Genomic DNA, 23,334 nt, shown 5'->3' on the forward strand with positions numbered 1-23,334 from the left:
GTTCCGTCAGGCCAGCCCAGTACGGCGAGTCGGCTGCCCATATAGCGGCTCGCGCGGCTTATTGCGCGTCGGTCCGGCGCACCGTCCACGTCGCCCAGTAGACCGGCCGGCCGTAGAGGCTCGACGTGTCGCGACCCGACGCCGTGGGGGCGAGCCGGTCGAGCCAGGTCAGGAAGCCGGCCTTGTTGGGGTAGATCGACGGCGTATCGAGGTTGCCCTGCGCGTCCGTCATCCAGAAATGGGCACTCCGGTCGAACCGGCCGCTGCCGTCGCCCCCCGAGCGCAGGCCGAGATAGGCCGGCGAGCGGCCTGCCTCGATCGGGTCGGCGTAGAGCTTGAGTGCGCCGATCCCGTCGAGATTCATGTCGGCGGTGTATTGCAGGCAGATATCGGCCACAGGCCCGCCCGGGGCGTTGGCCGGCCTCTGGCAGGAGTACGACACCGCCCAGCGCTGCAGGCCCTTGGCGCGGGCCACCCGCACGAGGCTCCCCGGCGGCAGCGGACCGGCGAGCTTTTTCGCCACCGACCAGACCTTCGGGCCCGACAGGTCCTGCGCGGTGCGCAGGTACAGCCCCGTGCGCCGCTTCTCCGGGGCGAGGCCGCAATCCTCAGGCAGCACGTCCGTGTAGACATAGTGATAGGTGCGATCGACGATGCTGATCGAGCCCGCGAGCCCATGCGTCTCGAAGGCCGGGGCCGTGCAGGCGGAGGCCACCGGCTTGCCGGCCGCGTCGATCACCGGCGCGGGCGCCGGCGGATCGCTCCGCCCGCGACCGGACTTCGTGCCGGTCTTGGGCTCGAACGGTGTCCAGGCGAGGCCGTAGCCATCGGCGGAGCGGGTGCGGATCTCGAAGGTCTGGAAGTCCAGGGTGCGGGCCTCGATCTGGACCCGGCGCCGGACATCGGCCGGTCCGGGTCCGGCCTCATCGGACTGTGCCCGCCGCCGCCGGCGCGCCGGCCCGTCGTCCTGGGCGTCGTCCTGGGCGTTGGCCACGGCCACCCGCTCCTGCCCGAGCAGGAACACGTAGCTGTAGGCCTCCCCGGCCCAATCGCGGCCGGCCACCGCGATCGGGTCGCGTGGGCCGATCCCCTCCGCGGCCGGCGTCGGCTCGGACCAGCCGCGGGACTTCGCGCGCTCCTCCGGCAGATCGACCCAGAAGCGGTCGGCCGTGGGGGGCAGCGTCGTGACCAGAGCCTCGACGGTGCGCCCCGTGCGCAGGGACCCGCCGTCCCGACTGTCGATCGCGCGTCGCTCCGGGCAGGGCTCGTCGCGGCGGCTCGCGATCGGGGTCTGGCCCTGGAACAGGGTCTGGATCGGACCAGGCGCCTCGGTGCGGGGCAGTCGCAGGATCTGCACGCCGCGCACGAAGGCGCAGGGCGCGGGCGCGATCAGCACGCCCTCGGCCTCCGAGCCGTCGCGGCAGATCTCCAGGCCCCCGCCGCCGGTCACGTAGCAGCTCGGCGCGCTGCCCTCGAAGCCGGCCGGACGGGCCATCGCGCCATCGGGCGCGAGAAGCCCGGAGGTCACCAGCGCGCCGAGTCCGCTCAGGGCCAGCGCTCGCCGCCGGGCAATATGCCGGGAAGAGCAATGATGGACTTGAGATGCGACGCGATCGACGGGCGATGTGAGGGCAGTCTTCTGTGAAACCACGTCACTCGCCAGTCTTGATCCGGTCGTCGGAGAAGTCGCGTTGGCTCTAGCCCACGGACGCGGGGCCGCAAAGGGGCGCGGACCACGCATGCACGGTTCGATACGGCGCGGTTCGATGAGGATAGGGCGAACCCGGCGCCCGCTCGCCCGTTGTCGCCGCTTGAGGGCCCTGCGGGCCCGACCGTTTCAGCGTCCGGAGCACACCGCATGGATATCGCCGTCGAAACCGTCACCGACATTGTTTTCCGGCTGCGCGCCATCGCGGTGAAGGAGGGCAACACCGATCCGGATTCGGGCTCGAACCCGATCGACGACGGCTCCACGGACGTCCTGATCTCCGGCACCGACGATGCCACGGAGGAAGAGGTCCGCGGCATGATCGCCGGGCTCGACGACGATGCCCGCGCGGAGCTGCTGGCGCTGCTCTACATCGGCCGCGGCGACATGGAGCCGGAGGAGTGGGGTGACGCGGTGCGCTTCGCCCGGGAGCGGGAGGCTGCGGGCGACGGCGCCGTGAAGGAATTGCTGGGCGCGCCCGATAGCGGGGACCTGCTGGAGGAAGGCCTGGACGCGCTGGGGCTGAGCCCCGAGCTGCCTCAGGCCTGATCGACGCCATGGCGTCCCGCATGAGCGCCCGCGTGCGCAGGGGCGCCGGCAAGGCGCTGCGTGTCCTCGTCCGGCCGGTCCGCCGGGCGCAAGGCCATGGCGGCAAGGGCCGCGGCGGGCTCGTGGTCGAGCCCTATCGCGGCTACGGCTCGCGGGAGGCGATCTTCCTGATCGGGCGGGTGTTTCGCCAATCCCCCGGCATCCCGGGGGAGGATCCGGATTCGCTGCGGGCGCAGTGGCGCGACCTGCGCCGCCGCATCGCCCGGCGGACCGTGGCGGGGGCGTCCGTATCGGCCCGGTTCGGCGGGGCTGCGGTCCGGGTCGAGACCGACCGCGACGGCTATTTCCGTATCCACCTGCATCCGCACGACCCACCGGCGGAGCGGGCCGCGTGGCATCCGGTCGAGCTGGTCCTCGAAAGCGATCCGCCGATCCCGGCCGAGGGCGCGGTGTTCATCCCGCCCGAGAACTGCCGCTGCGTCGTGGTCAGCGATATCGACGACACGGTGATGCGCACCGGCGTCGCCAACAAGCTGAAGATGCTCTGGCGGCTGTTCGTAGAGGATGCCGACAGCCGGGTTGCCTTCCCGGGCGTCGCCGCCCTGTACCGGGCCCTGCACGCGGGCGTCGGCGGCGCGGACGGCAATCCGATGCTCTACGTCTCCCGCGCCCCCTGGGGCCTCTACGAGATGCTGTCGGAATTCTTCCAACGGCACGGTATCCCGGCCGGGCCGGTGCTGTTCCTGCGGGAATGGGGCCTGTCCTGGACGCACCCGCTGCCGCGTCGGGCCACCGACCACAAGCAGGCGGTGATCCGGCACATGCTCGCGCTCTATCGGGACCTGCCCTTCGTGCTGATCGGCGATAGCGGGCAGCACGACCCGGAAGTCTACGCGCAGATCGTCGAGGAGAATCCCGGGCGGGTTCTGGCGGTCTACATCCGCAATGTGTCCCGCGATTCCGGGCGTGTCGAGGAGATCGTCCGCCTCGCCGCTGCGGTCGCCCGGGCGGGGTCGAGCCTCGTGCTCGCCGCCGACAGTGTCGCCATGGCCGAGCACGCCGCCGCGATCGGCCTGATCGCCCGCGAAGCCGTGGCTGGTGTCGCCGATGAGCACGCCGCCGACGCCGAGACCGGGCCGCGCCGGGAGACTGCCCGGATCACGCCGGATCCCGCCGGACCGGCAGCGGAGGACCCGATCGCCCCGGAGGCGATCGCCGAGGCGTTGGCGGGCGACGGCGCCGTGCCGGCGACCCTGGTGGTCGAGCCGGAACGCCCGGCCACGCTCCCGCGCCTCGACGCCTGAACGCGCCGCGCGTCAGCCGGACCGCTGGTCGCGTCGAACGCGTCCCCTGTGGCCCGGTTCTTCGACGCCCATCGCGGGCGCTGATGGCTGGTCCTCACGCAATGGTGCAATGCAGCATCGCGCTTGGATGGGTTCACATCCGGGTTGCGATGCTTAGGTTCCGCCGCTCGCATGCTGGTCCATGCTCGTAAAATCCGCTGGAGCCCATCCGTGCAAACCTATACCCTCGCGATCGCCGACGGCGTCCTGTTCGCCTGCTTGCCCGACGAGGCCGACATCTCGGCTGCGATCACCGACGCGACCGCCACCAATTACGGCTTCGGCCTCAGCCTCGATATCGTCCGCGGCGCGACCCTGACCGACGCGGCCCGTCCCGAGGACGAGGTGGTCTGGCAGGAGAGCCCCGACAGCGAGTTGGTGGACGCGCAGGGTCGCCGCTATCGCTTCGCGGTCCGTCGCCCCTGCTGACCGGCCCGCATCGGCCCTGACACACGGGCTCGCACCGGTGCTACGCTCCGCCCATGGGGGCGGGAACGATCAGCACGCGGAGGGGCGGCCTTGTCGGCTTCCTCGTCCTCTACAGTACGCTCTACGGGGCCTACGGTATCCTTTCGCCGATCCTGCCGGGCTTCCTGGCGATGCGCGGCCTCGATCCCGGCGCGATCGGGATGCTGCTCGCCGCAGCGGGCGCCCTGCGCCTCGTCATCGGCCCACTCGCCGGGGCGTGGTCCGATCGGTGGCAGGCGGCCCGCCCGATCCTGGCGGCGAGCCTCGCCGTGGCGGGCCTCGCGGTCCTGGCCCACCTGCCCGGCATCGGGTTCGCACAGCTGATCGGGCCGGCCCTGCTCTACGCGGCGGGGACGGCCGCCCCCGCTCCGCTGGCCGACGCGTTGACGCTGGCCGCCGCGCGGGGCGGGGCAGCCTTCCAGTATGGCTGGGTCCGCGCCGCCGGCTCGTCCGCCTTCATCGCGGCGACCGTCGCGGCAGGCTGGCTGATCGCGGCGCTCGGCCTCGCGGCTGCCCTCTGGGCGAGCGGCACCCTGTTCCTCGCGGCGGCTGCCGCTTCCCTGGCCCTGCCGCCGTCTGACCGCACCGAGTCCGTTGCCGCCGGGCCGCCCTGGCGGGGCTTCGCCGCGCTCATCGTGCTCCCGCGCTTCCGCCGCACGGTGCTGGCTGCCGCCCTGGTGATCGGCGCCCACGCCATGCATGACGGGTTCGCCATGATCCTGTGGCGCGCCGCCGGGATCCCGGCCGGAATCGCCGGCCTGCTCTGGTCGGTCTCAGTTCTCGCCGAGGTCCTGGTCTTCCTGCTGGTCGGACCGCCCCTGCTGGCTCGGATCGGGCTTCCGGCCGGCATCGCGGTGGCGGCCATCGCGGGCGCCCTGCGCTGGGCGGTGCTGGGCGCGACAGTCGTGGTGCCCTGGCTCGCCGCTGCCGAGGCGCTGCACGGGTTGAGCTTCGCGCTCCTGCACCTCGCCTGCCTGGGCCTGATCGAGCAGACCACGCCGCCGGAGCTGCGCGCCACCGCGCTCGCCCTCTACGGGACCCTGGGGCTCGGCCTGTCCGGCGTGCTCGCGACGCTCGCCTCCGGGCTGCTCTACGGCGCGTTCGGGGCGCCGGCCTTCTGGGCGATGGCGGCCTTGAGCCTCGCCGCCCTGCCGCTGGTGCCCGGGCTGAGGCCACGCTGAAGCCACGGGTTCTTTTTTCGAGCCTGTGGTACGGACCCGGAACGGAGCCGCTCGAAAAGCCCAGTATGCCGTCTATCGCCGAGATCCTGATCCCGCTCGCCCTCGACACGCCCTACAGCTACGTCGTGCCGGCCGGGCTCGAACTCGCGATCGGCGACGTGGTCCAGGTGCCGCTGGGGCCGCGCGAGATCGTCGGCGTCGTCTGGGGCCTCGCCGAGACGGCCGGCGGCTCGAACCTGCGGCCGGTGACGGGCCGCCTGCCCTACCCGCCCCTGTCGGAGCCCCTGCGCAGCCTCGTCGACTGGATTGCCCGCTACACGCTGGCGCCGAAGGGCTCGGCGCTCGCCATGGTGTTGCGCCTGCCCGACGAGGCCAATGCCGCCGAGACCATCCGGGTCGCCGTCCGCCTCACCGACAAGCCCCCGTCGCGGCCGACCGCCGCCCGCACCAAGGTCCTGGCGGTCGCCGCCGACGGCGCGCTGCGGGGCAAGAGCGCGCTCGCCAAGGAGGCCGGGGTCTCCGCCTCGGTGATCGACGGGCTGATCGACGACGGCGTCCTGGAGACCGTTGCGGTCGAGCCCGAGCCGGTCGCGCCGCGGCCCGATCCCGCATTTCCGCGGACGCCGCTCTCGCCCGCGCAAGGCGATGCGGTCACCGCGCTGCTCGAAGGTTTCCCCTGGCACCGGCCGCCCGGCGAGCCGGAAGCGGCCGCCGACCCGCGGCCGGTCCTGCTGGAGGGTGTCACCGGCTCGGGCAAGACCGAGGTCTATTTCGAGGCGGTGGCGGCCTGCATCCGGGCGGGTTTTCAGGCGCTGATCCTAATGCCCGAGATCGCGCTCACGGCGCAGTTCCTCGACCGGTTCGCGGTGCGCTTCGGGGTGAGGCCGGCGGCCTGGCATTCCGGAATCGGCGGCAAGAGGCGTGAGCGCCTGCGGGCCGCAGTGGCCGAGGGCGAGGCGCTGGTGGTGGTCGGCGCCCGCTCGGCCCTGTTCCTGCCCTTCGCCCGCCTCGGCCTGATCGTGGTCGATGAGGAGCACGAGACCGCCTACAAGCAGGAAGACGGCGTCCACTACCACGCCCGCGACATGGCGGTGGTGCGCGGACGCCTCGAAGGCTGCCCGGTGGTGCTGACCTCCGCGACGCCCGCCATCGAGACGCGGGTGAACGCGGCGCGCGGCCGCTACCGGCACGTGCTCCTGCCCGAGCGCTTCGGCGGCCGGCAGATGCCCGATATCGCGGCGATCGACATGCGCCGGGACCAGCCCGAGCGCGGGCGCTTCCTCAGCCCCCCGCTGGTCAACGCGGTGAAGCACACCCTGGAGCGCGGCGAGCAGGCGCTGCTGTTCCTCAACCGCCGGGGCTACGCGCCGCTGACCCTGTGCCGGGCCTGCGGCCATCGCTACCAGTGCAAGAACTGCTCGACCTGGCTCGTGGAACACCGGTTCCGTCGCGCCCTGGTCTGCCACCAGTGCGGCTACGCCGAGCGCCGGCCGGAGGCCTGCACCGAGTGCGGCACCTTCGACAATCTCACGGCCTGCGGACCGGGCGTCGAGCGCATCGCCGAGGAGGCCGCCGAGCTGTTCCCGGACCGGCGCATCGTCGTCCTGTCCAGCGACTTCCCCGGCGGCGCCGAGCGCCTGCGGCAGGAGCTCGACGCCGTGGCGGCCGGAGAATGCGACGTCGTGATCGGCACCCAGCTCGTCGCCAAGGGCCACAATTTTCCGTTCCTGACGCTGGTCGGCGTACTCGATGCCGATATCGGCCTGACCTCGGGCGACCCCCGGGCAGCGGAGCGCACCTTCCAGCTGCTCCAGCAGGTGACCGGCCGGGCCGGGCGCGGCGAGAAGCCCGGTCGGGCGCTGGTCCAGACCTACCAGCCCGAGCATCCGGTGATCGCCGCCCTGCTGTCGGGGGATGCCGAGCGGTTCTACGCCGAGGAGATCCAGGCCCGCGAGGCGGCGGGGCTGCCGCCCTTCGGCCGGCTCGCGGCGCTGATCGTCTCGGCCAACGACCGGGCGGTCGCGGAAGCGCACGGGCAGGCGCTGGCCCGCGCCGCCGACCCGCCGGAGGGCGTGATGGTGCTGGGCCCCGCCGAGGCGCCGCTGGCCCTGATCCGCGGGCGCTACCGCTTCCGGCTTCTGATCAAGACCGAGCGCAACGTCGATCTCCAGGGCTATCTGCGCGCTTGGCTGGCCCGGGGGCCGAAGGTGCGTGGCAACGTCCGGGTCGCGATCGATGTCGACCCGCAGAGCTTTTTGTAGGAGACTCGTCTAAAGGGGCCGCGGACCTGGGCCGGACACCGGCTACGGGACGCGGGCGATTCCCGGAGGAGCGATCAGTGCTGACCTACACCAAGACGCCGAATTCGAATGTCGCCGAGATCGTGGTCGACGGGAAGATCACCGACGAGGAGATGAACGCGGCGATGACCGCCATGAAGGCCGACCTCGACAAGGGCGGCAAGATCAAGCTGCTCGAGGATATCCGCGCCTTCGAGGGCATGGAGCCGGCGGCGTTCTTCAAGGACCCGCGCTTCGGCATCTCGATGATGAAGAGCATCAGCCACGTCGCCCTGGTGACGGACGCCCCCTGGCTGAAGGCTTTGGCCGAGACCTTCAACTTTGTCTCGCCGACGCAGATCAAGGTGTTCGAGCGCGCCCGTCTGGAAGACGCGCGCAACTGGCTTGCCGCCGCGGCCTGAACGCGGCTAGAGCCGTGCCCGATCGCGTCGCAATCGTGCGCGGCTCTGAGCTCTTGTTGTGACGCGCTCTCTTCGGTCGAACCGGTGTCCACTTCGGCGGAGAGCGCTCTATTCGGCCTGCGCGGTGCGGGTATCACTGCGCCGCGCGGTCCAGCGGCCGGAGCAGAGCGAAGACACTTTCCAAGTGCCCGCACCGGTTCCGGCCTGCAGCCGGCCCGTTCCGGTGCCGCTCGCCGTCCCGTTGCTGACGCTCAGGCCCACAACGCCGTCGGCGCCGACATGGCCGCTGACCCGGGCTCCGGCGCTGCCGGAGACGAGCTGCAACTGCCCCTCCCGGATGGCCAGCGCGTAGCTGTAGCGGGCGTTGCACAGGCCACTCTCGGTCACCAGCTCCACCGACCACCGGCCGTTATGCGTGCCGGGTTCCGCGGACGCGGAGGCACAGATCGGCATGGACAGGCCGGCGGCGAGGGCCGCAAGGGCGATGGGCTTCAGCATGTAGAGCAATCTTTCAGCGATGCGGGTGCCGCGCTGGGCGACACGCAGAATCGTCGATCGAGGATGACTCTACGCTGAACGCATTGCGCGGCAAGAATATGGCCGCAATCATGCGCGGCGTGATCAGATCTTATAGCCAAGTCGGGCCGGAAAGTCGACCCGGGGCGATCTGATGCTTGGCCGTATCCTGCAGGAGCGCAGAGCGTTGCTTGTGCTCAGGCGGATGATGGGAGATTCAAGACGCGCCTTTTCCCTTCCCCCTTGCGGGGAGGGGTCAGGGGTGGGGGTGGTTCAGAAGGAAACGCGGCGTTCGATCCTGCGCCCCCCTTACCTCCAACCCCTCCCCGTCAAGCGGAGGAGAGACCCAAGCCGCCACCGATCGGTCAAATACGATAGCTGTCTCGGCGGGAGACGCCGCAAACGCCGCGCGTCGTCCCGCAGAATCCCGCCTCGGCTCAATCCATCAGCGGCCGTGCTTCCTCGGGCAGCATGATCGGGATGCCGTCGCGGATCGGGTAGGCGAGCTTGGCCGAGCGGCTGATCAGCTCCTGGCGGGCAGCGTCGTATTCCAGCGTGCCCTTGGTCAGCGGGCAGACCAGGATTTCCAGGAGCTTCGGGTCGACGCGGGTCGCCTCGACGGGGGCTGTCAGCTCGTTGCTCATCGTGCGTGAAACCTACTGCATCGTCGATTCGGGGCCTGCGCCGCGAATCAGTTCCATCTGGGTGACCGCGATCAGGATCTCGGCCCGGGTCTTCAGGTCGGGGGCTTCCAGCATCGCCTGCTTCTCGCGGACGCCGAACGGACTCATCATGCAGAGGGCGTTGACCAGCGCCTCGTCGGGCGCCTCGTCGATCCCCGCCCAATCCACCTTCAGGTCGTTCGAATCCACGAAGTCGCGCAACGCCTTGAGCACACCCGCACGGTCGACATGCTCCTCGCCCGCGCGGGGCGCGAAGTCCACCGCGAAGGTGTCGTACGAGACGTGGCAGCGCCGGTACAGGCTGGCGGAGGCCAACTCGCTCTCGATGCGGAAACGGCTGACCCCGGTGAGCGAGATCAGGTAGCGGCCGTCGCCGGTCTCGGCGTATTGCGTGATCCGGCCGGCGCAGCCGACGCGGTAGAGCTTCGGATTCGTGGCGCCCGAGTTCTCGGGATCCGGCTGGATGATCCCGATGATCCGGTCGGTGCGCATCGCGTCGTCGACCATCGCCAGATAGCGGGGCTCGAACACGTTCAGCGGCATCTGGCCACGCGGCAGCAGCAGCGCGCCCGAGAGGGGGAAGACAGGGATCACCGCGGGACAATCTGCCGGGCCCTTGTAGCTCGATTGGGTGCTCATGGCGCCTCCCGAAGGGACTAAGCAGTGTCGCGTCGGCGGGCCGACGCAACGGTGCTTAGTTTCTTGGCCGCTCGCAGGTTTTGATCGCAAAACCGGCGGCCACTTGTGCTGAACCTGCTTGGGGCGCTGTCCCCGATCGCCGCGCGATCCGGTCCGCCCCAGGGCCTAACTGTGATGCGTTCGCCTGCGCCGAGCCGAAATCTCTTCGGCGAAGAGCGCCCTCACGGGTGCCCCGGTCGCGGGACGACGCCTTACGAGAACAGAAGCGTCGAGAGCTTGCGCCGCCCGCGGATCGTGTCCGGATCCATCACGCCCCAGGCCTCGAAGAATTGCAGGAGCTGCTTGCGCGCCCCGTCCTCGTTCCAGTCCTTGTCGCGCTTGCGCAGCTCGATCAGGTGATCGACCGCCTGTCCGCGCTCGCCCCGGGCGGCCAGCCCCAGGGCAAGGTCGAACCGCGCCTGATGGGCATCCGGATCGGCCTCGACCGCCCGCTGCAGGCCGGCGAGGTCGCCCAGCGAGGCAGCCTGCTCGGCGAGCTCCAGGGCGGCGCGAATGCCGGCGAGCGCCGGGTCATTCGCCTTCGCCTCCGGCACCATCGCCATAACCTGCTTGGCGTTCTCGACCTCACCGGCGTCGAGCTGCATCTTGGCGAGGCCCGCCAGCGCCGGTACGTTGTCGGGCTGCTGCTCCAGAACCGCCGCATAGATCTCGGAGGCGCCCGCGAGGTCGCCCTCCTCGATCAGGGCGGCCGCATCCGCGAGCGCGGCCTCGACCGGATCCTCGGCCGGCCCGGCGATCCGCCCGATCAACTCCTTGATCTGGCTCTCCGGGACCGCGCCCATGAAGCCGTCGACCGGCTGACCCTTCTGGAAGACGATCACCGCCGGGATCGACTGGATGCCGAGCTGACCCGCGATCGAGGGATGCTCGTCGATGTTCATCTTCACCAGGGCGACGGCGCCTGCGGCCTCCTTGACGACCTTCTCCAGGACCGGCGTCAGCTGCTTGCAGGGCCCGCACCAGGGCGCCCAGAAATCGACCAGGACAGGCCGATGCATCGACTCGGCGATCACATCCTGACGGAAGCTCGCGGTGGTCGTATCCTTGATCAAGGAGCCGGTATCGACGGCCGAGGGAGCGCCTCCGGCGAGGCTGTCATTGAGCATCGGTCTGGCTTCGGAACCTTTTTGCTGGAGCCTGTTAAATGGGGCTTGCAGGCCCGTCTGACCAGTCCGGATCGGCGACCCTGCTCAGCGAGCTGGCGGGGAGGCCGGCGCGCCCGCGGCGGCTTTGGCGGCCGTTACGAAGGTCCCCGCGAAGGGGCGCCCATCCGCCGCGCTCGCCTCGCAGGTGATCGCCGTGCGCCCCGGTTCCGGTGTGGAAAAGCGGCAGGCGCCGATCGCCAGCGTCGGGGCTGCGTCCTTGCCGATGGTCACGACGTTGATCGGCTGCAGCGGGTCGGATTCCTCGGTGGCCTCCTGCTGCGCTCCGTTGCCGCTGAAGCCGATCGTCTGGCCGTCCGAGGTGGTGAAGTCGAAGCTCGTGCGGTTGCGGCTCACCGCATTGGTCAGGACGTTGCTGCAGGCGGCGCTCAGATCCTGCGTGCCGATCACGAGCTTCTCGCAGGTCCCCTCGAGCCGCAAGGCCGCCTGGGCGTGCGCGGAGGCGGGCAGACTGGACAGGGCGCAGAACAGGGCAAGGCGCAGACGATTCGTCATGGCGTGTTGGGCATCCTCCGGTTGAAGGCCGAACTAGGCTCCGCGCGCCGGCCGTCGAGGCCCACGGCCTGACGGACGGGTGTCGGGCCGCGGGACGAACACGGTCGGGCCCGTGCGCCGAGCGAAGCCGCGCAGCGGTGACGCGGGTTCCGGCTACGCCGCGTATCGCAAGGCCCGGTCGTTGGGCGCGGAAAAATCGAGCTCCGGCCCGAGCGGCACGATGCCGGTCGGATTGATGGTCGGGTGGCTCTCGTAATAGTGCCGCTTGATGTGCGTGAGATCCACGGTCGGCGCGACGCCCGGGAGCGCGTAGAGATCGCGCAGGTAATTCGACAGGTTGGGGTAGTCCGCGATCCGGCGCCGGTTGCACTTGAAGTGGCCGACATAGACCGCGTCGAAACGCACCAGAGTGGTGAACAGCCGGACATCCGCTTCCGTCAGCCGGGCGCCGCACAGGTACCGGCCGCGGTCGAGGCGCGCCTCCAGGGCGTCGAGTTCCGCGAACAGGGCCTCGAAGGCGTCCGCGTAGGCCGGCTGTGCGGTGGCGAAGCCCGCCTTGTACACGCCGTTGTTCACCCGGTCGTAGATGCGGGTGTTCAGCGCGTCGATCTCGGGGCGCAGATCCTCGGGATAGAGGTCGGGTCCGGTGCCGCCGAAGGCGCCGTTCAGCATCCGCAGGATTTCGGCGGATTCGTTCGACACGATCGTGGCGCGCTGCCGGTCCCAGAGCACCGGCACCGTCACGCGGCCGGTATAGGTTTGTTCCGCCGCCAGATAGACCTCGTACAGGCGTTGCGCGCCGTGGATCGGGTCCGGTGTCGCGCCCGGCGTGTTCCCGAACACCCAGCCCTCCGCGCCCATATGCGGATCGACCACCGAGACGCCGATCGCCGCCTCCAACCCCTTCAGGGCGCGGCCGATCAGGGTCCGGTGGGCCCAGGGACAGGCCAACGAGACGTAGAGGTGGTAGCGGCCCGGCTCTGCGGGAAAGCCGCTCTCGCCCGAGGGCCCCGGCGAACCATCGGCGGTCACCCAGTTGCGGAAGCTTGACGCCTTCCGTTCGAACCGGCCGCCCGTGGCGGCGGTGTCGTACCACTGATCGCGCCAGACGCCGTCCACCAGAAGACCCATCGTCGTATCCCGTCCCGTCGTATCCCGTCCACGCGCGATCCGTCGCTCAGATGGGTCTCGCGGCGTTCGCGGGAAGACGCCGGTCGCATTTCGGCCGATGCGCAAGGCGTTCCCAGCGGCCCGCGATTCCCGCGCAAGGCAGGCTTGCGCGTGCCCTTCTGTTGCAGTGCAGCAAAATGCGCCATCTCTCCATCCGGCGCGGTCGGACCGGCCGAGTGAGACCTGTATGGAGATGGAGTGATGACGTTCGCGCTGGTGCCCGTCGCCGAGGCGGCCCTGTTCACGTTCGGATGCCTGGTGATCCACGCTCTGAGACGCCACGCGGACGTGGTCACGGCGACGCTGGCCTGCCTCGCGACCCTGCTCGTCCTCATGATCGGGATCGCCTACGCTCCGGAATCCTTCGCCAAGTATCAGGCGGCGAGCATCAACGACTTCGCCGTCATGGACACTGCGACCGCGATCTACTGACCGGCCGCCGATCGCGCCTTCAGGCCGCCCTGCCGGATCTGCGCCAGTCGTCCGCCGGTGCCGCGCTGGCCCGCGACCGTGACGTCGAAATCGTCCTTCGGCAGGCGTGCGAGGAACCGCTCCGCCACCTCGAACAGCAGGATGTCGGGGCGGACGCGCTCGATGTAGGGCCAGTCGAGGCCCGACGACCAGACGAAGTGGACCTCGCTGAAACTCTCGGCGAGGAGCCCGGTCAGCATGAACGGGTCGAAATGCGCGCAGGAATCGCCGAACAGGACGAGCCGGCGCGGATCGGCGGTGGGCACGTCGTTCCGGTAGACGACATGCGCGCCGACATGCACCTCCCGGTCGCGCCCCTCCGCCTCGTAGGTAGCCAGCAGCGGCCCGGTTTCGACCCGGCGTGAATCGCGCTGCAGCATGAACCGCTCGATGCGCTCCCGCGGCCGCTCGCGGAGCTTCTCGCCGAGATCCATCAGCTCGTCCGAGACGATCTGCGGGCGTGCCCCGATATCGGCCGGCGGGATGGCCCCGAGGACCCGCATGATCTCGCGGTAGGCGAGCAGGCAGCCCTGCAGGGTCCAATGGGTGTCGGTGCGCAGGTAGAGCGGCACCGTCCCGCTGCGCGCGGCCCGGAGTGGGGCGAGGAGATCGAGATAGGCGGGGTGACGCGCGAGAAGCCTTGCGAGGCGGCGAGTCGAGGCCTTGGCCGGGTCGTAGCGCAGGCCGTCGGTCCTGTCGTCGTAGACCGACAGCTTCTCGGGTACGATCACGTGGAGGCAGCGGATGCCGAGGCGCTCCGCGCGCCGGGCGCGAGCCCGGATCAGCCGCGCCCAGCCCCGCAGCAGCAGCCAGTGGCGCAGACCGCCGCGATAGCGGTCGAGGACGCGGTTGGTGCCCCCGATGAGAAACAACCAGCCATCGCGGCCGACATGAACGCTCTCCCTGCCTGCAGACATGGCGGTGCTTTAGCCGCACCGCGACCGGGCGACTAGACCGGACCCGCGACGTGCAGCGCCGCGTTCGACAGAGATGCCGTCCTCCCCCGCCCTGGCTCTCGAAGACCCCGTCGAAGCGCAGATCGGGGCGCAACGCCCGGCTCGCCTGTGGCGCCCGCGCCGGGTGCTGGTGACGCCGGCGGCGCTCGAGCATGCCCATGGCCGGGCGATGCTGGCACGCGCCGAGGCGCTGGGCTTGGCCGTCGAGCGCCTGTCGGCCAATCGCCTGCCGAGCCCGCGCGAGCCGGACCCGCGGCGCGCCTACACGGCCGCCAAGGCGACCCTCGCCCTCACGGTGGCACCGCCGACGAAGCTGCGGCTCCAGCCGATCCCGCCCTCGGCCGACTGGCGCTTCGACCTCGCGGAGGGCTGCCCGGCCCATTGCCAGTACTGCTACCTCGCGGGCTCGCTCCAGGGGCCGCCGGTGACGCGCGCCTACGCCAATCTCGACGCGATCCTGGGGAACCTCGATGCCTATCTGGGGCGCGGCGCGGTGACCTCCGCCTCGGCCGAGCGGGCCCAGGAGGGCACCACCTTCGAGGCCTCCTGCTACACCGATCCGCTGGGCATCGAGCATCTCACCGGCTCGCTCTCGGCGGCGATCCGGCATTTCGGAGCCTGGGATGCGCCGGTGCAGCTGCGCTTCACCACGAAGTTCGCCGCGGTCGCGCCGCTCCTCGACCTGCCGCACAACAGGCGCACCCGCATCCGGGTCTCGGTCAACGCCCGCCCGGCGGCCCGCTACGAGGGCGGAACCGACACCCTCGACGCGCGGCTGTCAGCGCTCGGCCAGATGGCGCGGGCGGGCTATCCGGTCGGACTGACGATCGCGCCGATCCTGCCCGTGCCGGATTGGGAGGCGGCCTACGCCGCCCTGATCCGCGATGCCGCCGACGCGCTGGCTGGCGCTCCGGATCTCGATCTGACCGCCGAACTCATCACCCACCGCTTCACGCCCGGCTCGAAGGCGGTGCTGCGCGGCTGGTATCCGGGCTCGGACTTGCCCCTCGACGAGGCCGACCGGGTGGAGAAGCGCACCAAGTTCGGCACGGTGAAGCACGTTTTTCCGAAGCCGCTGATGCAGGCGATGCGCACCCATCTCACCGAATGCCTCGCCCGGGACTTGCCGGCGGCGCGGGTGCTGTACTGGACGTGAGGGCTCCAGGCGCCATCTCGGCCCGATGCAAGACGCAGCTCCCCTGATCCTGACGCTGGCCTTCGACGAGCCGACCTTCGCGCGCTTCGACGGCGAGCGGCGCCGGTTCTTCCCCGAAAAGCTGAATTTTATCCCGGCTCATGCGACGCTGTTTCACCACCTGCCCGGCGAACGGGAGCGCGGCGTCATCGAGACCATCACGACGCTCGCCCGGACGATGCCGCCGCCGGAGGTCGCCGTGACGGGCGTTCGCTTCACCGGCCGCGGTGTCGCCTACGTTCTTGAATCCGAAGCCCTGACGGCGTTTCGCGGCCGGCTCGCGAAGGCGTTCGAGCCCGATCTCACCGCACAGGACCGGCAGGGCTGGCGCCCGCATGTGACGGTTCAGAACAAGGCCACCCCGGAGAAGGCCCGCGCGCTCCACGCCGACCTCCAGGCCGGTTTCGCGCCGTTCCGCTTCACGGCCCCGGCGACGCAGCTCTGGCGTTATCTGGGGGGACCCTGGGAGGCGGTCGCGCGCTTTGCGTTCGGGGAAAACGCCTGATGACCTCCGTCCTGCCCCCGGAGACCATGCCGTGAGAGTCCCTGGCAGCCTGCGGCACAACCGCCTGATCGAGCCCGCCACGGCGGTTTGGCTGCGGCTGCGCCTCAACGAGGTCGGGCCTCTCGTGGCGCTCCTCGGCCTCAGCATCCTGGGCTACGGGTTCTTCTATCTCGCGCACGAGGTCGGTGAGGGCTCGACCGCAGCCCTCGACCGCCGGATCCTGCTGGTTTTGCGCAACCCGGCCGACCTCGCCGACCCGATCGGGCCGCCCTGGCTCGAGGAGACGATGCGTGACATCACCGGGCTGGGCAGCGTCTTCACGGTGTTGTTCCTGACCTGCGCGGTAGCGGCCTATCTCGGCGTCTCCGGCCGGCGGCGGATCGGCCTCTACGTGCTCGGCGCGGTGGGCGGCGGCGAGCTGGTCTCGACGGTGCTGAAGCTCTTCTACCAGCGGCCCCGGCCGGATCTCGTCCCGCACGGCATGGAGGTGTTCACCGCAAGCTTCCCCAGCGGCCACGCCACCATGTCGGCCATCGCCTATCTGACGCTGGCGACCTTGGTGGCGCGGGTGGAACGGAACCGGCGCGCGAAGGCCCTAATGCTCGGCCTCGGCGTGAGCGTGACGCTGCTCGTCGGGATCAGCCGGATCTATCTCGGCGTCCACTGGCCAAGCGACGTGCTGGCCGGCTGGTGCATCGGCGCGGCCTGGGCCTGCCTGTGCTGGTTCGTCGCCCTGCAATTGCAGCGCCGCGGCGAGGTCGAGGCGCCGGATCCGCCGCCGGCTGCGTGACGGCGCATCTGCGCGCCGCGGGAAACACCGCACGGCCTGACGGCGTTCAATGAGCGAGCGGGTCGGCCCTCGGCGGTGCGCGGCCCCTCCCCCGGCGCCCCGGCGCGCCATTCCGATCAGCAAGACGGCGAGGCCCATGGCGGACGACGACACACGGCTTTCTCGACGCACCCTCCTGGCTGCCGGCAGTGCCCTGGCGGGCGCTGCGATCGGCGGCACCGGCGCCCAGGCGGCGCCTCCGGCGGCCGCGGTCCCGGCCGATACCGGTGCGGTCCAGGGCGGGAAGGTGATGTTTCCGAACTGGCGCGGATCGGGCGACCGTCCGCCGGCGCCGACGCCCGCTCCGCAGCCTCCCAGTCAGCGGGTCGGCTACTGCGTCGTCGGCCTCGGGCGCCTCAGCCTCGACGAGATCCTGCCGGCCTTCGGCGAGACCAAGCGCGCGCGGCTCGCCGCGGTGATGTCGGGCTCGCCCGACAAGGCCAAACTCGTGGCGCGCCAGTACGGGCTGCCGGAGGATGCGGTCTACGGCTATGACGAATGGGATCGGCTCAAGGCCAATCCGGACGTCCAGGCGATCTACGTGGTGACGCCGAACGGCGTGCATCGCGACAACGTCGTGGCGGCCGCCGCGGCCGGCAAGCAGGTGCTCTGCGAGAAACCGATGGCGGTCTCCTCGCAGGAATGCCGGGACATGATCGCGGCCTGCGCGGCAGCCAACGTCAAGCTGATGATCGCCTATCGCTGCCAGTACGAACCGCACAACCGCGCGGTCATCAAGCTCGCCCGCACCGGCGAGTTCGGCAAGCCCCGGATGATCCAGGCGTTCAACGGCCAGACCACCGGCCTCCCCGAGCAATGGCGTCTGCGCAAGGCTCTGGCGGGGGGCGGCTCGCTGCCGGATATCGGGCTCTACTGCCTCAACACGACCCGCGCGGTGCTCGGCGAGGAGCCGGATCTGATCCAGGCGCAGATCCATTCACCGCCCGACGACCCGAAATACCGCGAGGTCGAGGAGACGGTGAGCTTCACGCTGCACTTCCCCTCCGGCGTGATCGCACAGTGCCTGTCGAGCTACGGCGTCTACGAGGCGCGCAGCCTGACCGTGCACACGAGCAACGCGTCCATCGATCTGCAGAACGCCTTCGCCTACCAGGGCCAGCGCCTCTTCGTCGGCCACCGCGACGGCAAGAACGCGGCCCGGGACGAACGGATCCTGAGCCCGAAGAACCAGTTCGCCCTGGAGATGGACCACTTCGCACGCTGCATCCAGGAAAACCTGCGCCCGCGCACGCCCGGCGAGGAGGGGCTCCAGGATCAGGTGCTGATGGAGGCGATCTACGAGGCCGCCCGCACCGGCGCCCCGGTGAAGGTCGGCCCGCCGCAGGGCGTCGGCACCGGGCTCGACGTCACCCGCGGGCCGGAGCCGGAGGAGGCGGGCTGAAGGCGCGTCGGGGCGAAGGGGTGAGTCGCGCTGATCACCGCGCCGTTCGAGCCAGTAGGGTCATCGTCGTTAGCGTTGTGGGGTGAGGGCGAGCGCATCGGCCGTGTCGGACAACCGGCTGCCGCAGCTCGAAACGATGTTGTAGGATCAGGCTCGATCTGGAGGCCTCACCATGACGACGTTGACGATCACCGAGCAGGGCCAAGTCACGTTCCAGAGCGACGTGCTGGATCATCTGGGGATCCGGCCCGGTGACAAGATCAGACTCGATCTGTTGCCGAACGGACGGGCCGAGCTGACGGCGGACCAGTCCCAAGGCTCGTGGGACGCACTGCAGAACTTTTTCGCAGGCAAGACGAACGGTAAGCGGCTGTCGATCGAAGACCTGAACGAAGCCATTTCCGATGCGGCCGCAGCGGCGGTTCAGGCCGGTCTGACGAAGGGATGAGGATCAGCGTCGATACGAACGTGCTGCTGCGCGTCGTAGTCCCCGGGGATGAGACGCAACAGATGCAGGCGATCGAGGCGTTGAGGGCGGCGGACTCGGTCGCGATCAGCGTCCACGTGCTTTGCGAGCTCGCCTGGGTGATGGAGCGGGCCTACAACGCGCCGCGCGCTGAGATTGCCGCCGCGATCCGGCTGTTCATGAAGACGTCGAACGTGGTGCTGAACCTGCCCGCGGTCGAAGCAGGGCTCGTCTTGCTCGATGCCGGCGGCGATTTCGCCGACGGGGTCATCGCATATGACGGTATGCGGCTCGGAGGTGAGACTTTCGTGTCCTTCGACAGGAAGGCGGTGAAGCTTCTCGCTCAGCGAGGCTTCTCCGCTCAGCTGCTCGGCTGAGTGCGGCGCACGGTTCCAGCAGGCCGCCTCCCGGACGCCGCCCTGCAACGAGAGGATCGCTCCGCCTCAGAACGGCAGCAGGATATCCACGATCTGCTGGCCGTAGCGCGGCTGCTGCACGTCGGTGATCTGGCCGCGGCCGCCATAGGCGATCCGGGCTTGGGCGATCTTGGCCGAATCGATGGTGTTGTCGGATTCGATGTCCTCCGGCCGGACCACGCCGGCCACCACCATCTCGCGGATCTCGAAATTGACCCGGATCTCCTGCTTGCCCTCGACCACGAGGTTGCCGTTGGGCAGAACCTGGGTGACCACCGCGGCGACGTTGGTCGTCACGGTTTCGGCCCGCTGAACCGAGCCGGCCCCGTCGTTGGCGGTCGCCGAGGTGGCGGCGAGCAACGCCGTGCCGCCCACGCCGAGCGACTTGCCGACCGCATTGTTCTCGAGACCCAGGGCGTTCGGCAGGCCGAAGCTCTCGGTGTTGGCCCGGCTCCGCTTGGTCTCGTTGCTGATGTTGGCCTGATCGGTGACGTTGACCTTCACGGTCAGGATGTCGCCGAGCCGGGCGGCGCGCTGGTCCTTGAAGAAGGCGCGCGAGCCGGTGCGCCAAAGCGAATTCGGCGCGTAGGAGACCGGCTGCACGTCGGGCATCGGCATCCGCACCGGCTTGTAGCCGGGCTGCGTGGTCGGGTCCTCGATCGCCGACAGCGCCGGGGTCGCGCCGACCTGCGAGAGCCGGTCGGCGGTGTTGCAGGCGCCGAGCGCGCCGGCGATCAGCGCGGCGGCGAGCGGCTTCAGGGCGATGCGAGGGGCCATCGGGGACTCTTCCGGGATACTCGTGAACGCGTGCGGAGCGGACGATCAGCGCAAGGAGGCGGTCGCCTGGAGCGGGGCGGCCACGGCTGCTTGTTGTTGCTGGGGCGCGGGGCCAGGGCCGACCGAGACCCGGCCGGGGCCGATCACGGTCGCCTGCAGGACCTTCTGCGAGGCGGTGTTGACGACGTTGACGACGGCACCGAGCCGCCCGCCCTGGTTGGCGAGGCCGCGCATCGCGAGGCTGACGCTCGGCGTCTCGTACACGATGGTCACGTTCTCGCCCCGGGCGACCAACTCGGGCGGGGCCGTGTCGCTGATCCGGAGCACGGTCCCGGCCGCCAGCGCGTGCTGGGCGACTTCGCCGACGACGGCGCCGGCGTTCGCCTGCGCGTCCGCCGGGACCGCATCGCGCGGCCGGCGTTCCAGGGCGAAATCCCCCTCCTTGACCGCCTCGCCGCGGTCGAGGTTGCGGGCGAGCAAAGCGACCTCGCGCATTTCGAGGACCACGCCGGAGACGCGCAGCGACGCCTGCCGCTCGCCGAGGCTCACGAGCCCTGCAACCCGGCGCGAACGCGGATCGTAGCTCAGGTCGAGGGCCGCGGCCTGGCCCGCGAGGTCCGCCGGGGCCACGAGCGTCGGGCCGTCGCCGTCGAACCGGACCGACAGATTGCGCGGATCGAGGCCGTAGCCGGTCTCAAGCCCGCGCTTGAGCGCGGCCTCGATCTCCACCGGCCCGATGCGGCGTGCGGCCCGCTGGACCGCGATCTGCATCCGGCCGCCGGTCTCCAGGCCGGTGAGGCCGAGGGCGGCGGCGGCGTCAAGGATCCGGCGGCTCTGGATCGTCCCGGTGGCCCCCAGCGCGGGCGCGCGGAACAGCGGCCGCGCGGCGAGCGCCGTCGGCGCTTCCTCCACGAGGTCGGCCAGCGTCAGCACGTCGCCACGGGCGGTCACGTCGCCGCGCAGGCGCAGGCCCTCGGCCCGCGCCATGGCGGGGATCGCCAGTGCGCCGAGCGTCGCGAAGGCCAGCACGGCCAGCACCGTCCGGAGCACCACGGCCATGCCGAGGGGCGCGACCCGCGGGCGGGCATGGCGGACGATCGGGCTGAGATCGCTCTCGTCCGCCGCCGTGCTGACGAGCGGCAGGATGGCGGCCTCGAAGGCGGAGTCCGATGAGGCGGGGTCTTGGTGCAGGCCGGCATACATCGTCGGGAACCTGAGGGCTGATTGTCTGATCGGCATCGTCGTCCGCCGGCGGCCGGCGGCCATCGTTCGGGGCGATGCGTTAGCCGCGGAACATCTGCGAGGCGGTCGAGAGCATCTGGTCGGCGGCGGTGACGACCTTCGAGTTCATCTCGTAGGCGCGCTGGGCCGCGATCAGCGACGAGATCTCCGTGACGGCGTTCACGTTGGCCTCTTCGAGGTAGCTCTGCTGGAGGTTGCCGAAGCCCTCGGACCCCGGCAGCGCGCTGATCGCCGGGCCGGAGGCGGCGGTCTCCACGAACAGGTTGTCGCCGATCGATTCGAGGCCGACCTTGTTGACGAAGCGCGAGAGCTGGAACTGGCCGAGCGCCTGGGGCGCGGTCTGGCCCGGCAGCGTCGCCTGCACGGCGCCGGTGGCGCTGATCGTCACCGAGGTCGCGGTCTGCGGCACGGTGATCGCCGGATCGAGCAGGTAGCCGTCGCGGGTGACGAGCTGGCCCGTGGCCGAGAGGTCGAAGGAGCCGTCCCGGGTGTAGCCGGTGCGGCCGTCCGGCATCGTCAGCCGGAAGAAGCCCTCGCCGCGGATGGCGACGTCGTAATCCTTCTCGGTCGAGGTGAGCGTGCCCTGCGACATCACCCGGGCCGTCGAGGTCGTCTTCACGCCCGAGCCGATCGCCAGCCCGGCGGGGAGCTGCGTGTTCTGCTCGGAGGTCGAGGAGCCGGCCCGGCGCAAGTTCTGGTAGAGCAGATCCTGGAAATGGACCTGCTGACGCTTGTAGCCGGTGGTGCGAAGGTTCGCGATGTTGTTGGAGATGACCTGGACGTTCAGTTCCTGGGCCGCCATGCCGGTGGCGGCAGAGTAGAGGGCGCGCATCGCTCAAGGCCCCCTTAGGCGACGTTGGCGAGGCGGCTGATCGCCGAGCCCCGCAACTCGTCGAGGCGCGAGATCATGCTCGACACCATGGTGTAGGTGCGGTTCACGTCCATCAGCCGGGTCATCTCGAGCACCGGGCGGACGTTGGAGCGCTCCAGCGCTCCGGCCTCCAGGCGGCCGTCGAGCCCGGCCGGTTGGCCGGCCTCCCCGGAGGCGAACAGGTTGCCCCCCTCGTTGGTGAGCTGCTGCGGGTTGGCGAAGCTGACGAGCTTGATCCGGCCGCGGATGCCGAGGTTGGTCGAGACCGTGCCGTCCGCTCCGATGGCCAGCCCGGTCTCCTGCGCGTTGATGGAGATCGGGCCGCCGTCGCCCGCGACGGGGTAGCCGTCGCTGGTCACCAGGGTGCCCTGCGGATTGATCTCGAAGGCGCCGTTGCGGGTGTAGCGCTCGCCCTGGGGCGTCTGCACGGCGATGAAGGCCGAGCCCTTGACGGCGACGTTGAGCGGGTTGCCAGTCTGCTCGACCGGGCCCTGGCCGAGGTCGAGGGTGGTGCCCTGGTCGATGACGTAGGAGAGGCGCCGATCCGGGCGCGCGAAGGAATCCGCGCTCGCCACCGGCATCAGGTACTCCTGGAAGCGGGTGCTGCGGGACTTGAACCCGTTGGTCGAGACGTTTGCCATGTTGTTGGCGACCACGTCCAGCTCGCGCTGGAGCGCCACTTGGCTCGATACGCCGATGAAGAGGGCATTCTGCATCGTGAACTCTGGGACTCGCCGCCGCGGTGGCGGCAACGATCCATTCAGCATGTGCCGTGCCAGCGGTGCCAGATTTGATTTCACGAACTTTTTTAAAGACTTAGGTCGGAGTCTGTTGGCCCTGGCGGCAGGTCGCGGCTGTGCTGCGGCAATCCTCGCCCGGCAGGAATTGCCGGCTTAACGGCGCGTTAACCCTGATGCTTCGATATCGGGCCGTACCCGAGCGCGGATATCCGCGAGAGAGCATTATTCCATGGCCAAGACGCCCAAGAAGGCCTCTGCCGAGGAGGGCGAGGCCGGAGCCGCCGCCGCCCCGAAGGGCAAGAAGAAGCTCATGATCATGGTGGCCGCCGCGGTCTTGCTGCTCGGCGTCGGCGGGGGCGCCTTCCTGATGATGGGCCGCGGCGGACATGGCGACGGCGCGGAGGCTGCCGGGGATTCTCACGGGGGCGGGCATGGCGGTGGCGACAAGGCCGGCACGGACGGCAAGAAGCCGGTGGTGTTCGTCGAAGTCCGCGAGATGATGCTGAACCTCAGCCCCGATCTGCCGCAGGACAAGACCAAGTACGCCAAGGTCCGCCTCGCCCTCGAACTCAAGGATGCCAAGGTCGAGGAGGAAGTGAAGCCGATGATGCCGCGCGTCGAGGACGCGCTGCAGGTCTACATGCGCGAGTTGCGCCCCAGCGACCTGACCAGCTCGCTCGGTCTGTTCCGGCTGCGCGAGGAGCTGCTGCGCCGCGTAAACATCGCCCTCTATCCGGCCCGGGTCGAGGCGGTGCTGTTCAAGGACGTGATCGTCCAGTGACTCAACC

26 protein-coding genes are annotated in these 23,334 nt (G+C 70.3%); 14 read left to right on the plus strand and 12 right to left on the minus strand.

Features of this window, described 5'->3' with window-relative positions:
• Positions 1-58: 58 nt before the first annotated feature.
• A complete protein-coding gene (locus OXS27_RS02885; RefSeq protein WP_267354167.1) occupies positions 59-1,495 on the minus strand; it encodes a hypothetical protein in 1,437 nt (478 codons plus the stop codon).
• A 363-nt stretch (positions 1,496-1,858) separates the two neighbouring features.
• On the opposite strand from OXS27_RS02885, the gene OXS27_RS02890 reads away from it, so the two are divergent.
• The 6 genes from OXS27_RS02890 to OXS27_RS02915 all read left to right on the plus strand — a co-directional run bounded on the left by OXS27_RS02890 (position 1,859) and on the right by OXS27_RS02915 (position 7,950).
• Positions 1,859-2,257, plus strand: coding sequence for a DUF3775 domain-containing protein (locus OXS27_RS02890; RefSeq protein WP_243916668.1), 399 nt, complete (start codon positions 1,859-1,861; stop codon positions 2,255-2,257).
• A 20-nt stretch (positions 2,258-2,277) separates the two neighbouring features.
• On the plus strand, positions 2,278-3,561 hold the full coding sequence (locus OXS27_RS02895; protein ID WP_267354286.1) for a phosphatase domain-containing protein: 1,284 nt from the start codon (positions 2,278-2,280) through the stop codon (positions 3,559-3,561).
• A 210-nt stretch (positions 3,562-3,771) separates the two neighbouring features.
• Entirely contained in the window at positions 3,772-4,029 is a 258-nt protein-coding gene (locus OXS27_RS02900; RefSeq protein WP_243916667.1) for a hypothetical protein, read from the plus strand.
• Between the two features lie 53 nt (positions 4,030-4,082).
• Positions 4,083-5,249, plus strand: a complete 1,167-nt coding sequence (locus OXS27_RS02905) for an MFS transporter (protein WP_267354169.1) — start codon at positions 4,083-4,085, stop codon at positions 5,247-5,249.
• A 65-nt stretch (positions 5,250-5,314) separates the two neighbouring features.
• On the plus strand, positions 5,315-7,510 hold the full coding sequence (locus tag OXS27_RS02910) for a primosomal protein N' (RefSeq protein ID WP_243916665.1): 2,196 nt from the start codon (positions 5,315-5,317) through the stop codon (positions 7,508-7,510).
• Between the two features lie 77 nt (positions 7,511-7,587).
• Positions 7,588-7,950, plus strand: a complete 363-nt coding sequence (locus OXS27_RS02915; protein ID WP_267354172.1) for an STAS/SEC14 domain-containing protein — start codon at positions 7,588-7,590, stop codon at positions 7,948-7,950.
• Positions 7,951-8,058: 108 nt separating this feature from the next.
• Here the strand turns inward: OXS27_RS02915 and OXS27_RS02920 are convergent, their stop codons facing one another.
• The 6 genes from OXS27_RS02920 to OXS27_RS02945 form a co-directional block, all read right to left on the minus strand.
• Positions 8,059-8,448 carry a hypothetical protein gene (locus OXS27_RS02920; protein ID WP_267354174.1) on the minus strand — a complete coding sequence of 130 codons (390 nt, stop codon included), beginning with the start codon at positions 8,446-8,448 and terminating at the stop codon, positions 8,059-8,061.
• A gap of 455 nt (positions 8,449-8,903) precedes the next feature.
• Complete coding sequence (locus tag OXS27_RS02925) at positions 8,904-9,110, minus strand: Trm112 family protein (protein WP_243925253.1); 207 nt, start codon at positions 9,108-9,110, stop codon at positions 8,904-8,906.
• Between the two features lie 12 nt (positions 9,111-9,122).
• The gene (locus OXS27_RS02930) at positions 9,123-9,788 is read right to left on the minus strand and encodes an LON peptidase substrate-binding domain-containing protein (protein WP_243925252.1); all 666 of its coding nucleotides are present in this window, start codon (positions 9,786-9,788) and stop codon (positions 9,123-9,125) included.
• A 251-nt stretch (positions 9,789-10,039) separates the two neighbouring features.
• Positions 10,040-10,954 (minus strand): thioredoxin, encoded by a 915-nt coding sequence (gene trxA, locus OXS27_RS02935; protein ID WP_243925251.1) that lies wholly within the window; start codon positions 10,952-10,954, stop codon positions 10,040-10,042.
• 84 nt (positions 10,955-11,038) lie between these two features.
• Positions 11,039-11,506, minus strand: a complete 468-nt coding sequence (locus OXS27_RS02940) for a hypothetical protein (protein ID WP_267354178.1) — start codon at positions 11,504-11,506, stop codon at positions 11,039-11,041.
• 153 nt (positions 11,507-11,659) lie between these two features.
• Positions 11,660-12,637, minus strand: a complete 978-nt coding sequence (locus OXS27_RS02945; protein ID WP_267354180.1) for a glutathione S-transferase family protein — start codon at positions 12,635-12,637, stop codon at positions 11,660-11,662.
• 240 nt (positions 12,638-12,877) lie between these two features.
• On the opposite strand from OXS27_RS02945, the gene OXS27_RS02950 reads away from it, so the two are divergent.
• On the plus strand, positions 12,878-13,108 hold the full coding sequence (locus tag OXS27_RS02950) for a hypothetical protein (RefSeq protein WP_243925248.1): 231 nt from the start codon (positions 12,878-12,880) through the stop codon (positions 13,106-13,108).
• On the opposite strand, the gene OXS27_RS02955 is transcribed toward OXS27_RS02950, so the two are convergent.
• On the minus strand, positions 13,102-14,064 hold the full coding sequence (locus OXS27_RS02955) for a hypothetical protein (RefSeq protein WP_267354182.1): 963 nt from the start codon (positions 14,062-14,064) through the stop codon (positions 13,102-13,104). The two genes, OXS27_RS02950 and OXS27_RS02955, sit on opposite strands and share 7 nt — an antisense overlap.
• Before the next feature lie 73 nt (positions 14,065-14,137).
• Here OXS27_RS02955 and OXS27_RS02960 point away from each other — a divergent pair, with 73 nt between their 5' ends.
• The 6 genes from OXS27_RS02960 to OXS27_RS02985 all read left to right on the plus strand — a co-directional run bounded on the left by OXS27_RS02960 (position 14,138) and on the right by OXS27_RS02985 (position 18,877).
• On the plus strand, positions 14,138-15,259 hold the full coding sequence (locus tag OXS27_RS02960) for a spore photoproduct lyase family protein (RefSeq protein ID WP_267354184.1): 1,122 nt from the start codon (positions 14,138-14,140) through the stop codon (positions 15,257-15,259).
• 25 nt (positions 15,260-15,284) lie between these two features.
• Entirely contained in the window at positions 15,285-15,803 is a 519-nt protein-coding gene (locus OXS27_RS02965) for a 2'-5' RNA ligase family protein (RefSeq protein ID WP_267354186.1), read from the plus strand.
• Positions 15,804-15,834: 31 nt separating this feature from the next.
• Positions 15,835-16,593 carry a phosphatase PAP2 family protein gene (locus OXS27_RS02970; RefSeq protein WP_267354188.1) on the plus strand — a complete coding sequence of 253 codons (759 nt, stop codon included), beginning with the start codon at positions 15,835-15,837 and terminating at the stop codon, positions 16,591-16,593.
• A 136-nt stretch (positions 16,594-16,729) separates the two neighbouring features.
• A complete protein-coding gene (locus OXS27_RS02975; RefSeq protein ID WP_267354189.1) occupies positions 16,730-18,034 on the plus strand; it encodes a Gfo/Idh/MocA family oxidoreductase in 1,305 nt (434 codons plus the stop codon).
• Positions 18,035-18,206: 172 nt separating this feature from the next.
• The gene (locus OXS27_RS02980) at positions 18,207-18,482 is read left to right on the plus strand and encodes an AbrB/MazE/SpoVT family DNA-binding domain-containing protein (protein WP_243925242.1); all 276 of its coding nucleotides are present in this window, start codon (positions 18,207-18,209) and stop codon (positions 18,480-18,482) included.
• Positions 18,479-18,877: a type II toxin-antitoxin system VapC family toxin gene (locus tag OXS27_RS02985; RefSeq protein ID WP_267354192.1), complete on the plus strand. Its 399-nt coding sequence runs from the start codon at positions 18,479-18,481 to the stop codon at positions 18,875-18,877. The genes OXS27_RS02980 and OXS27_RS02985 overlap by 4 nt, the downstream gene beginning before the upstream one ends.
• Before the next feature lie 66 nt (positions 18,878-18,943).
• On the opposite strand, the gene flgH is transcribed toward OXS27_RS02985, so the two are convergent.
• The 4 genes from flgH to flgF all read right to left on the minus strand — a co-directional run bounded on the left by flgH (position 18,944) and on the right by flgF (position 22,522).
• The gene (flgH, locus tag OXS27_RS02990) at positions 18,944-19,693 is read right to left on the minus strand and encodes a flagellar basal body L-ring protein FlgH (RefSeq protein WP_243925240.1); all 750 of its coding nucleotides are present in this window, start codon (positions 19,691-19,693) and stop codon (positions 18,944-18,946) included.
• 45 nt (positions 19,694-19,738) lie between these two features.
• Positions 19,739-20,896, minus strand: a complete 1,158-nt coding sequence (flgA, locus tag OXS27_RS02995) for a flagellar basal body P-ring formation chaperone FlgA (RefSeq protein ID WP_267354195.1) — start codon at positions 20,894-20,896, stop codon at positions 19,739-19,741.
• Between the two features lie 79 nt (positions 20,897-20,975).
• Complete coding sequence (flgG, locus tag OXS27_RS03000) at positions 20,976-21,767, minus strand: flagellar basal-body rod protein FlgG (RefSeq protein WP_243925238.1); 792 nt, start codon at positions 21,765-21,767, stop codon at positions 20,976-20,978.
• A 14-nt stretch (positions 21,768-21,781) separates the two neighbouring features.
• A complete protein-coding gene (gene flgF, locus OXS27_RS03005) occupies positions 21,782-22,522 on the minus strand; it encodes a flagellar basal-body rod protein FlgF (RefSeq protein ID WP_267354197.1) in 741 nt (246 codons plus the stop codon).
• A gap of 253 nt (positions 22,523-22,775) precedes the next feature.
• On the opposite strand from flgF, the gene fliL reads away from it, so the two are divergent.
• A complete protein-coding gene (gene fliL, locus OXS27_RS03010) occupies positions 22,776-23,327 on the plus strand; it encodes a flagellar basal body-associated protein FliL (protein ID WP_267354199.1) in 552 nt (183 codons plus the stop codon).
• The last annotated feature ends 7 nt before the right edge of the window (positions 23,328-23,334 follow it).

The sequence above is a fragment of the Methylobacterium sp. GC_Met_3 genome, from assembly GCF_026540775.1.
Lineage (GTDB): Bacteria > Pseudomonadota > Alphaproteobacteria > Rhizobiales > Beijerinckiaceae > Methylobacterium.